Below are 12,982 nucleotides of genomic sequence, written 5' to 3' on the forward strand. Positions count from 1 at the left end.
ATGTGATTTAATGTCAAAAATATTTTTGTCATTTAATCGTTGCGCCTGCGCGACGAGCACCCTAATTGTTTCGGAGAAAAAGCATGAGTCAAAAGAAGTCTGCAGGCCCTGTCAATACACGCAGCCCTAACAAATCTCAAACCGATCGTGACGCTCTATCAGCATTGATTCCGAATGGTGAGGTCGCAGGCGGGGGCGATCGGGTGGTGAATCGCGCAAGCAAGCGCGTACAGATGCCTCAGGATGACTTTGAGACGGCCGATAAGATCGTGCAAGACGAAATCGTTTCTTTGAGCGATGCTCCAGCGGCTGAACCGTCTCAAGTCTGGACCTTGGCGCAAGCCAACACGTCTGCGGCCAACTCATCGGCGGCAAACACTTCGGCCACGGCGGTAGATTGCAAGCTGCCTGAAAAAAAGAACAGTGAAGAGTGCGATGACGACAAAGGGCTTTGGTGGAACCACGGCACGGGCTCGTTGATAAAAATCGGTCTTGCGGGCGCAGGTATTTTGATGGCGCTGAACGGCAAGGACAAGGCGGCCCCCACAGCCAGCCTCGAAACCGCGATGGCCGCTGGCCCCTTTGAAGCCAAAAACATGACCCTGGCATTTTTTGGCAACCGGGGCTTGCTGCTTGAATTGACAGGGAACGATCAAGGCGAATTATTGCCCAGCGTAGGCTCGGCCTACAAAGGGAAAATTCAAGTCCAATATTCCAAAGTGATGGATGCTGGCGTCGAAAAAACAGTCGTTTCAGGGGTCATTGTCGATTTTGGCGATTACAAAGGCGCCGTGATGGGGGTGTTGTATGACCGCCTCCCGGATGATTTGAAACCAGTCCAGTACTACGACGAAGTGGCAGGACTGATTGCATTGGAATCGACGGCTTTGCGAGCCGTGACCACCATCAATCCTGGCCAAAACTACATGGCCATCACGCCATTCACAGAAATGGCCTTCCGAAAAGCCGCTGTGGGTGATGTGGCTCTTACACCTGAGGCCGTTTCGGCGCTCCTCAGTGACCAGGGCAAGCTGACAAAAATCGCAGATGCCAACAAGGCTGTCAGTGCATGGGTTGGCGTGCCAGACATTGTCGGCGTGTTGCCAGTGGCTGTGAACGATGTGGGTTTTTCGACAGAGAAAGACAAGCAAGCCAAAACATACGGAGAAAAGCTCGCCGCACTCTCGCGCCTGGTGCCAGGTAACCTGGAAGAAGGCATCGAACGTCTTTTGCATGCGAGGCCTGCTGATGTGCCGGGTGCACTCAATGAGGCGTTGGAGGACTTCAATGACGACAATTTGCCTGGCGCAGTCCTCACACCACCATCGGTGCAGATTGAACGCAGTCCCTGGGTCAACGCTCAGGAAACCCAGCCCCTGCGTATCCAGGGCACATCCACCGACGCAGATGAGGGCAGTGTCGTCCGCATCAGCGTACTCAAAGACGGCGTGGTGCTGGCCTCGCTTAAGGCAGAAGTAGGTCCAAATGGTGCTTGGCAAGTGCAACTGCCCAGCACATTCAGCGCCATGGGCATCCAAGACGGCCAGAGCTTTACCATCCGTGCCCATATCGACCCTGATCATCCCGATAGCGTGACGGCCCAATACGATGCGACCGCACCAGCGGCGCCCCAGTCGGCCCCCGACTTGCTGGCCATGCATGACACCGGCAGCAACAATGACGACGATGTGACGGGTCAGGCGCGTCCTGGTTTTACCATTGGCGCTTTGCCAGAAGCTGGCATGACCGTCGAAGTTCTGGTGAATGGCGATGTGGTCCCCGCCACCTACGATCTGTTTGCGGGCACTGTTCGCCTTCAGAACATCCTGACGGATGGTAGTCACAGCGTGACATACCGCTATGTGGATGCAGCGGGTAACCGCGGTGACGCAAGCCTACCTCTCCAACTGATTGTCGACACATCAGCACCCCAAGCAACCCTGCTCTCGCCATTGCTCAGCCAAGACACGGGTGCCAGTGCGACCGACTGGATCACCAACATCGCAGACCAGAGCATTCGCGGACAACTCAGCCAAACGCTTGAAGTGGGCGAGACCCTGCGTGCCAGCCTCAATGGCGGCATTACCTGGACTGACATCACCTCTTCAGTCAGCGGCACCAGCGTCAACTGGAACCAAGTACCCCTCATTTCGGACATCATCACCCGAGTGCAGTTCCAGGTTATTGACCAAGCCGGCAACAAGGGCCCCTTGGTAGAAAAAACCTGCTTCATCGACACACAGGCCCCATTGGCGCCCAGCCAAGCGGCCGATCTGCAAGCCGCATCCGATTCGCAACTGAACACTGACAACGTCACCAACAACACACGCCCTGTGTTTGACGTAGAGGGCATTCCGGCAGATGCCGTGGCTGTAGAAATGTGGGTCAACGGCAGGCTGGTTGCCTCCACATTCAACCCCAACACCCAGACCCTGCAACCCAACGCAGCCCTGTCGGACGGCGTGTTGCAAGTCAGCTACCGTTTTGTAGACGCAGCCGGCAACCGCAGTGACCTCAGCACCGCATTGCCGGTCACCATTGACACCCGTGCGCCTGTTGGTTCTGCCATCACGGGCGTGACAGTGGGCAGCTTCAGTGGCACTTATGAGGCGGGCAGCGCCGTACAACTGAGCATTGCCGGGCAGCCAGCCACAGGGCAAGTCGTGCTCAACAGCAACGGCACTTGGCGTTATGAACCCAGTCCAGATGAGCTCAATACCTTGCGCACGGAAGGCGCTGTCAGCGAACTGCGGATCACCGTCACCGATGTGGCTGGCAACATTGCACAAGCCAACCGCACGGTCACAGCTGATGACTTGCGTGGTCCGTATGTCAAGGAATTCATCCCAGCGGACAACGGTTTTTTGGCCAATGACGCGACAGGCCACGCCACCCTTAACTTGGTGTTCTCCAAACCCATCACCAAAGGCACAGGATCACTGAAGGTCTTTGACCTGAACAACAACCTGATTCACACCGTGTTGGTGAGCAGTGCAGACGTGAGCATTGATGGCGAAGGTCAAAACGACGTATTTGTCCGTTTGCCCGGCTTGAACATGGCCACCCAGTATTACGTCACCCTGGATGCAGGCAGCTTCGTTGACAGCAACCAAGAAGCCTACCTTGGGCAGACCTTGACAGGGCTGAACGGTTGGAACTTCTCTGCAGTCACGGCATCGATTGCGCCCGATTTTGTTACCGCCGATGACATGATCAACCGGGTGGAGAGTGCTGCGGTGGTGCCGGTTACAGGCCGGGTCGTCAGCAACGGTGGCGTGCTTGCTGCCATTACCACCAATGACTTGACGCTCGATGTGCGCGATGCCAACAACAACCCTGTGTCGGCCACCATCACGGGCTACAACACCAGCACTGGTGAGTTCACTTTCAACATCGCGGCCAATGTGTGGCAAGAAGGCCGTTACAGATACACCGTGACCTTGAACGGTGCGCAAGGCGCAGCCCAAGGGGTTCAGGCTCAGTACGTCTTCACCAACCTGACCATCGATCTGACCGCGCCCACCATGAGTGCCAGTTTGCAAAGCGCAAGCGATGACGCCGGTGTTGTTCAGGGCGATTTGTGGGCTGCTGGGGCCAACACGGGCGTCAGCGACGACATCACCCCATTTGTCAGCGGTACCCTCAGTGCGGCTCTTTCGGGTGATGCCCGCGTGGTGGTGTACCGCCGTGACGTGACCAATCCTAATCAGCCGGGTCCTGAGGTTGAAACCACGGGCATCGAAGGCCTCAAGCCCACCGGCACCACTTGGAGCATGAGCGACAGCGGTTTGCAAGACGGTCGTGCCTACGAGTACGTCGCCTTTGTAGAAGACGCTGCCGGTAACCGCAGTGCGGCCACAACAGGCCGCACCATCATCGTGGACACCAGCCCACCCACCACCTTGGTGTCGGCCCTGAGCTTGAGCCAAGACAGTGGCCAAAGCGCCACTGACCGCATCACCAATGTGGCCAGCCAAACCGTGACCGGCACGCTGAGCGCGCCATTGGCTGCTGGCGAAACCCTGCGCGCCAGCTTGGATGGCGGTGCCACATGGGCAGACATTTCTGTTGTGGTGAACGGCACATCGCTGGCTTGGCCAGGCGTGACATTGCCTCAGGGCCCAGGTCAGGTGTTGTTCCGCGTGCAAGACGCTGCGGGCAACCAAGGCCCCATCAGCACCTGGAGTTTCACTCTGGACCAAATGCCGCCGGCCGCGCCCACCAGCCCGCTCGATCTGCTGGCTGCCAGCGACAGCGGCAGCAGCAACAGCGACAACATCACCAACAACACCCAACCCCGTTTGGTGGTGGGCGCTTTGCCAGTGGGCATGGCGGGCGCGCAGCTGCTGGTTGATGGCGTGATGGTGGAAGCCGCCTATGACGCCAACGACGGCACTTTGCGCCCTGTGCAGGCGCTCGAGCATGGCGAGCGCAACTTCAGTTTCCGCTGGGTGGACACAGCGGGCAACATCGGTGCAGCTGGGACCGCTTTGGCGGTGCAGATTGACACCATTGCCCCCTCACTGCGCGTGACCAACATCGACATCAGTGCCGACAGCGGCAGCAGCAACAGCGACTTCATCACGCGCACACCGGCCCAAACCATTACCGGGCAACTCAACAATGCCCTGACAACAGGGGACAAGGTGTTTGGTTCGGTCAATGGCGGCACCTCTTGGACAGATGTGACCAGCATGATCAACTCTGGCGGCCAACTCAGTTGGACGGGAGTGACCCTGCTCGAAGGCAACAGCAGCGTGCAGTTCCGGGTGGTGGATGTGGCGGGCAACATCAGCCCCATCAGCAGTCAGGATTACAGCCTGGACCTGACCCCCCCCGAGACCATGGTCCGGAACATCGACATCAGTGCCGACACCGGCATCAGTGATTCTGATTTCATCACCAAAGAGGCCACGCAAACCGTTACTGGACGTCTGATGGATGGTGACGAACCGCAAGCATTGCAGGCAGGGGACCGTTTGTGGGCTTCGTCCAATGGCGGGGCCAACTGGCAAGACATCACCTCCACCGTCAGTGGCGATGAATTTACCTGGGCCAATGTGAACTTGACCAACGGCGCCAGCAGCTTGCAGTTCAAAGTGATTGACGCTGCAGGCAACGAGGGGGGGGTCAGTCGCCAAAATTACACCTTGGACATGGTGGCGCCCGCTGCGCCCCAGAACTTTGCCTGGGCCACTTACCCCAATGGCATCAACACCAGCACCAACGTCGTCAACGGCACCATTGGTGATGTGCCCTTCACCTACACCCTGAAAAAGCTAGACCAAGCTGCGCTTAACCTCACCTCTACTTCAAACATGTACAACCAGGGGCTGTTCCCGGTGTCTTTCGGAGTGCCCAACACCACGTCGATTCGCAACGATGTGGCCTCCATCAACCAATTGACGTTTGATTCGCCGATGAGCAACCCCGTGTTGGCGTTCTCTTCAATTGGTAACCCAAACAACCCTGTCACCATTTCTTTCCCTGTGCCAGTGGAAATTCTCTGGTCAACTGACGTCACGGTTAACCAAGGCACAACGGCTGCTGCGACCCGATTGACAGGCCGTGAAGGCTTCATGGTGGTGCGCCTGAATGGCACCGTGGATGACATGCGATTTGACTACTTGTCGAATGAAACCTATGTGAACTTTGCCTTTGGCGCCGCTGTGTTTGACCTGCTCTCGCCAGAGCAGGACAGCGGCATCAAGAGCATCGACGACATCACGAACATCACGCGACCTGCCTTCATGCTGCAGAACAAGCCTGCGGATGCTGTGTCTGCTGAATTGTTGATCAACGGTCAGCTGGTGAGTGCCGCCTTCAGTCTTGAAGACAACACCCTGACTCCCAATGCACCGATCTCAGACGGCGTGTACCAAGTGGCCTACCGCTATGTCGATTTGGCCGGCAACGTCAGCGCTCCAGGGCCTGTGACCCAAGTGACCATTGACACCCTTGCGCCCGTCAACACCAACCTGACCACCTTCACCCCGGCCAGCATTGGTGGCAACTACGAACCTGGCACCGCCCTGAGCCTGAAGATCAATGGCGTCAGCATTGCCTCCAACCGCATCGTGCTCAACGCCGCCAACGGCACCTGGAGCCTGGTGCCCACGCAGGCCGAACTCACCACCGCAGGCACGGGTTGGCTCAACAAAGCCACCAGCACATTCGATCTGACGGCCACTGACCTGGCTGGCAACGTGAGTGTTGCCAGCCAAACCGTGAGCAAGGACGTGTTCAATGCGCCGTATGTCAAGGAATTCATTCCTGCAGATGGTGGCTTTTTGGCCAACGACAGCACTGGAAAGGCCACACTCAACCTGGTGTTCTCTAAGGCCGTGCAAGCCGGCACTGGCAAGATCAAGTTGTTCAACGTGTCAGGTGACGCCCTGGTGGCCGAGATCGATGTGGCCAGCAACGCCGTGCGTATCGAAAATGGCACCGACGTCTATGTGACCCTGCCGACCCTGACCACCGGCACGCGCTATTACGTCACGCTGGATGCTGGCACCTTTGTCGACAGCGCTAACCAAGGCTATGTGGGTAAGAGCGAGACTGGCACCTCGGGCTGGGACTTCACGGGCGCTTTGGCCTCGATCGCGCCTGACTTTGTGGCTCAAGACGACATCGTCAATGCCAGCGAAAGCGCCGCCGTGGTGCGCATCACCGGCAAGGTGGTCAGCAGCACTGCCATGATCGAAGACATTGTGGCGGGCAACCTGACCGTGACCGTGGCCGTGCCGCAAGGCGCAGCCGCCATCACGGCCACGCTGCAAAGCTACAACAACCAGACCGGAGAGTTCGTCTTCACGGTGCCCGCACAAGCTTGGGCCAATGGCAGCTACGGCTACACCGTGCGTTTGCGCGGCACAGCGGGAGACGCTGCAAACGTCAACGCCGATTACAACTTCACCAACCTGGCGGTGGATCTGGTTGCACCCACTGGCATTCTGGGCAGCATTGATGCGATCACTGACGATGTGGGGCTTGCACAAGGCAACCTGTTGTCAACGAGCCTGAAACTGCTCGAAAGCGGCTATGCCTCCAAGACCGGCACCAACAAAGTGACAGAGGTAAATGTCACCGACCTCGACTTGTCTCAGTTGTCTGCCACTTTTGGTGGGGTTTTTATTTCAGCGGATGGTACTCGGCCAGGCGTGTACAACAGTGGGTCGACGGTTTACAACGCAAACCGCTCACAAGTTTCTTTTTGGATACAAGCAGAATATGACGGTAAGTACACCAAAGCCGTTCAGCTTCAATTGACTGATTCGTCAAATGGTATTGAGCTCAAAATCGTCGATGCTAAATATTCGAACGATTACGTTAATTTGCCTACAACCCACAACTGGAACATTGGCGGGAATCCCATAGCCATCGCCACACATGCAGGGGCTAATGGATATGGTATTTCAAGCTTGCAATTGGTGAGCAACAGCAGTTCAGCTAATGGTCTAACTGACGACAACACCCCCACCCTGACGGGCTCCCTGACCCGTGCACTGGCTCAAGACGAACGCATCGCGATTGACCGCACCAACGGTCAAGGCCAAACCGTCACCATCACCGGCAAGGCGGGTCTGATCGTGGACGGCACCACTTGGACGGTGAACGACGGTACCCTGGCCGATGGCCAATACACCTACCGCGTGTTTGTGGAAGACGTCGCTGGAAACCGCAGTGCTTCCGGTGCAGCACGCACCATCACGGTGGACACACAGGCACCCACGGTGACCGTTACGGCCGCTAGCCTGAGCCAAGACACCGGGGTCAGCAACACCGACCGCCTGACCACAGTGGCGGCGCAAACCGTCAGAGGCACTCTCAGCGCGGCTTTGGGGGAAGGCGAAAAGCTGATGGCCTCGCTCGATGGCGGAACCACCCTCATCGACATCACCGCCATGGTCAATGGCACCAGCTTCAGTTGGACTGGGGTCACCCTGAAACCAGGTGAAGGCAGCATCCGCTGGCTGGTGATCGATGCCATGGGCAACCGCGGCACCTCTTGGGATGTGAGTTACACGCTCGATACCACAGCGCCCGATAAGCCCGCTGCTCCTGCAGCCTATGTTGACGATGCAGGCGCTGAAACCTCGAACAACAGCGCGGCCAGCAGCACCGACGATTTCACGCCCGGCATTCTGGTGCAAAGGGGTTTGGCCATTGCGCCTGTTTTGTTTGTAGACGGCCAGCAAGTGGCCTCTAACTACAACGCCAGCACCGGCGTGCTGACGCCCAGCAATGCGGTCAGTACTGGTTTGCACAAATACTCTTACGCCCTAGCGGATGATGCTGGAAATATCAGTGCTCCCAGCGATGCCCTCTCTATCACGAGCGCAGTGCCGGTCACTTTTGCGGCGACACCAGAACCGATACGAATCACAACTCCTGGGGCGTCTCCAAGCATTTTTCAGCCGAACAGTGGCGCATTTTTTGATATTGCAGGGGACCTGAATTCTGATGGTTACTCTGACATTGTCATATCTGACTGGTCCAAGACTTATGTGGTCTGGGGGCGGCCATCAGGATTACTGACCGCGGTCAATCCTATAAGCGCCACTACATTGGGTCAAAACGGCAAAATTGTGTCGTCAGTCGTTTCGGTTTTGGACTACGCGCCGGCCTTTTTGGGTGACGTGAACAACGATGGCAGGGATGATTTCATTGCGCTGGACATTCGCGCCCCCCAAAATGGCCAATTGGTGCTGGACGTTAACTCCAGCTCGCCGGCCATTGTCATAGACGGCCCCAACACGTTTCAAGATAACTGGCAAAGCAAATCTGTTGGAGACATCAACGGCGATGGGGTTGATGATTTCTTGATAATCAACTGGGACTATCAAAATCGCCCATCTGTCATTGTTTTTGGACGTACGGACATCACAGATCTGAACACAGGTTCTTTGGGCAATGCCGGCTACACAATTGCCTTGGGAAATGGCATGTTGGCTGGTGACGGTGTAGGCGACTTCAATGGTGACGGTATACCTGACTTTGTAGTGGCTGACAAAGCAACCGCTTCAAGAGTGGTTTTCGGCCAGGCCAACCCCACCAATATTTCAGCTGCTTCGCTACCGGCTCAATCTATTTCCATTTCAGCATTCACGACTAACAGAAGCGAGAGTTACGACACACAAATGATCCCTAGTCAAAACCACGTGAGTGCGCTGGGTGATTTCAACGGCGATGGTTATGCCGATTTCATCATCGGTGGTGGGGCTAATGGAACAAGTGATGCTTTTGTGGTTTTTGGTCGCGCCGACCGAACCGCCATCGATTTGCAGAACTGGACTTCTGCTCAAGGACTCAAAATTACTGGCGAAAGCTCTGCCTTTGCTTGGTCTGTATCGGGTGCTGGCGATGTCAACGGCGATGGTCTTGCGGATGTGCTGTTGGGTGACTTCAACAGCAACAAAGCCTATGTGGTTTATGGACGTGCGGATGGGGGACAGCTAGCAGTATCGTCTTCCATGGCCGCCTCCGACGGTTATGTTCTCAGCGGTGGTACCAACACCAATAGCTATGGCAATCAAGTCAAAGGGGGAGGAGACTTCAACGGCGATGGCATTAAAGACTTTGTCATTGAAGCACCAAGTGGCGTTTTAAGCGGTACGTATGTGGTGTACGGCAAAGCCACATCTCAGGGTTCTGTGTTTGATGAACTTGGGGATGCACAAAACAACACTTTTGCCGATGCTGGTGAGTCGCGTTCAATGGCTGGTGGTGCCGGTGATGACGTATTTAAATTGGATGCAGCAAGTGTGGCCTATGGCGGTGCTGGTAATGATGTGTTCATCCTGGGCGCAGGAATGATTGAGGCGCTGGCCAATCCGCTTGGTCTTGGCGGCAATCTGGGCAAACTGTCGCGTATTGAAGGTGGCACAGGTAAAGACACGATCCAGCTCGCGGGATCGGCCACTTTGGATTTGACTGCGATATCAAATCAGGCGGCTTCGCAAAATTTCGGCGGCAGTCGCATTGACGGTGTGGACGTCATTGATCTGAACACACAGGGCGAAAATACCCTCAAGCTCGTTCTGCGTGATTTGATTGATATGGCTAATGCAAACACTTTTGAAGCCACCGGCCGCAAACAGCTGATGGTCAAAGGCAGCGCAGGCGATACCGTGCAGCTTATGGACACCAACGCCGTTGGCGTCTGGACCAAAGCTGCGAATACAGTGACTTTGGATGGCGCTCAATACCATGTCTTGAACCACAACACAGCGGCCGCAACGCTGTATGTGCAAGTCGGTGTAGCGGTCACCGATTTCGTTGCTGGAGCCCCTGGCGTTCAGGTCATTGACCCGGCCTGGGCAGTGAACACGTCGCGTCTGACCATTGACTACTCCTCTGCGGACAAGAGCGGTTGGATCGATGCGGATGAATATGTCAACAATCGCTGGGATCACATCAACAGTTACATAACCGACAATGACAATGTTTTTGCCTATGATTTCAGCCGAATTGTTTGGGAAGACGATCAGTTCACAGACGAATCACCAGACTATCGCTGGGAGTTGAAATCTTGGCAAATTGGCCAGGGAGATCGCATCCAGGGTGCCACAGTCTTGAATGGTTTTGATGGCAACCAGAAGATCGCTGTGCCCAGCAGCTTTGGCTCTACGGCCGGTGGGGATGACCAAATCGACAATGGTCAGTTTGAGGTTTACTACGGGACCTGGGCCAACGGTGTCTTTACCGTCACCAGTACCGAAGAATTTACCAACTCCCAAACTGAGTTGATTGGTGGGGATGGTCCCACCAACAACACACTGACCGGTGCAACACACACGCTGATATTGTTTGACAACGACACCCAGAAACGAAGTGGTAACAACACATTGAACGACTTGTTGGCACAGAGCAACCACGCCAGTTACCTGCCTGATCAAGGGTACCGCGAAGCCTATGGCGGATCGGAAATTTATCTGAGCCACCCCTATTGGCTGGAAGCGGCCGTGGTCAGTGGTGTCTATCACGAAAAAGGCTGGTCATTGTCCAAAGATGCCGATGGCAAAAACCAAAAATTGGGTTGGGAGGCACGGCCTGACTACATCTCGATTGGCCGTCTGGATGCCGAAGCAAATGCATTTGGCGCCTGGTTTGACACAAACGAGAACGGTGTGTTTGATGACGGTGAAGACACAATAGAACTGTCGAACTCCGTTAGCTTTGACCCCGATGCACAGGAGTTCTCTTACTCTTACACATTGAGTGACGTCGATTTTGCTGCGGGCAACTACACAGTGCGCTTTGTGGATCCGGTCCTGTCCGTTGACGGCGACCTCGATAAGAACATGACAGTGCCTGAATCCTCAAATGTTGATTACGGCACTCTGAATCTGGACGAGATGGCCTTCAGAAACGATGATTTGTTGATCATTGACAAGCGAACCAATCCGGATGCTTGGACAGGTTGGCAGGTCGAAGGATTGGCCGGTGATCATGAGGTCACACTGAGTTCAGCCGGTGTGGGTGTTGATGCACCCATCGCGCATCTCGGCTTACCCAGGGTCCTGAACGACAACGTGACTGTCTTGGTGTGATCGTTTGGCCGTCAAAGCCATGCCGGGCTGCGCAAGTGTGGAGCCCGGCATGAAAGTGTTGGCGTATTTGCGTGAGCCTCGTTTAGAGGCGACTCGTGTCGCCTTTGCATTTCAAGGCGTACGCCTGAGCCGTGGCGAACTTTTAGAGAGAGCCCTGCAGTTTGCACAGGCGATGCAGGCGCGAGGGCTGCGCCCGGGTGATCGTGTGGGTTTGCTCATGGACAATCCCGCGATACATGTGACCAGCCTTTTGGGCCTGTCACAAGCGGGCGCAATGGGTGTCGCGGTGCAGGCTTCTTGGTTGCAGCAGTTTGGCAGTGGGCCGTTTGCGCGTCTTGGCTTGTCATGGTTGGTCCATGATCGGCGAGATGCGGCTACGCTGCAGTTACCCCCAAGTTGCCAAGCCGTGTCAGCACGCGAGGTGTTTGCGCCCCACAGCGCCGAGGGTTTGGCCGCCACTGGCTACCAGGCTTTCGACTCGTCTCAGCCATGGTTGTTGTCCATGTCTTCGGGCACCACGGGTGAACCCAAATGCGTGGTGACATCGCAGTCGGCGTTCATCGCGTCACTGCAGATGGGCGAGCAGTTTCAGGCTGAAGATCGTGTGGTGCTGTTTTTGGAGCACAGCATGTATTGGGCCTTGGCCAATGCCTGCAGGGCACTGTGGGCCGGGGCCGAGGTGGTGTTTCAGCCGCCATCCATTTTGCCGGCGCAGCTCTTGCAATTGCTCCAGGCTGCACAAACAACGGTGCTGGTGTTGTCAGCCGATGCGGCCAGCAAGATGGCCAATTTCCTGCTGGATTTTCCGGGCCAAGGCCCGTCTTTGCGTTTGTCTCGTGTCATCGTGGGCGGCGGCCGGGTTTCCAGCCGTGTGCTTGAGGTTTTGCGCGAGCAGTGGGGCGCCAAAGTGGTGGTGCTGTATGGCTCCACCGAGATGGGGCCCATGGCCGTTTGGCGGCAAAACGCCGAGGGCGGCGGTGACCATGACGCCAACCGTTTGGCCATTTTTGAAGGGGTGGAGGCCCAAGTGGTGGATGGACTGGCGCATCCACTGTCACCGCTGGAGGTGGGTTTTTTGCGTTTGCGCTCGGCCGCCATGTTCAGCGGTTACATGGATGAAGATGGGCAGCTGCCTCAGCAAGCGCCTGATTGGTTTTACCCCGGTGATATGGCCAGCTTCACCACCGGTGGGCACCTGGAGCTACACGGTCGTGCAGACCACGTGTTGAATCTGGGCGGACTCAAGGTGGACCCTGAGCGCGTCGAGCAGACCATTGCGCTGCAGCCGGGCGTGGCGGATGTGGCGATCACGGTGGCGACCATGGGTGTGGCCGAGGTGCCCGTCTTGGTGGGCGTGGTGGTGCTTAAGCCCGGTCATGCCATCGGCTCACTGCGCGACCATTGCGCCAAGCACTTGCCTGCAGCAC

The 12,982-nt window shown here is 56.5% G+C and carries 2 protein-coding genes; both read left to right on the forward strand.

Features of this window, described 5'->3' with window-relative positions; translation table 11 throughout:
* Nucleotides 1-233: 233 nt before the first annotated feature.
* A complete protein-coding gene (locus Q0O99_RS13980) occupies nucleotides 234-11,555 on the forward strand; it encodes an Ig-like domain-containing protein (protein ID WP_293752579.1) in 11,322 nt (3,773 codons plus the stop codon).
* Nucleotides 11,556-11,604: 49 nt separating this feature from the next.
* Nucleotides 11,605-12,982, forward strand: a 1,378-nt coding sequence (locus tag Q0O99_RS13985; RefSeq protein WP_293752581.1) for a class I adenylate-forming enzyme family protein, incomplete at its 3' end; no start/stop codon positions are given.

It is taken from the genome of Limnohabitans sp. Rim8 (genome assembly GCF_945901735.1).
Classification (GTDB): Bacteria; Pseudomonadota; Gammaproteobacteria; order Burkholderiales; family Burkholderiaceae_C; genus Limnohabitans_A.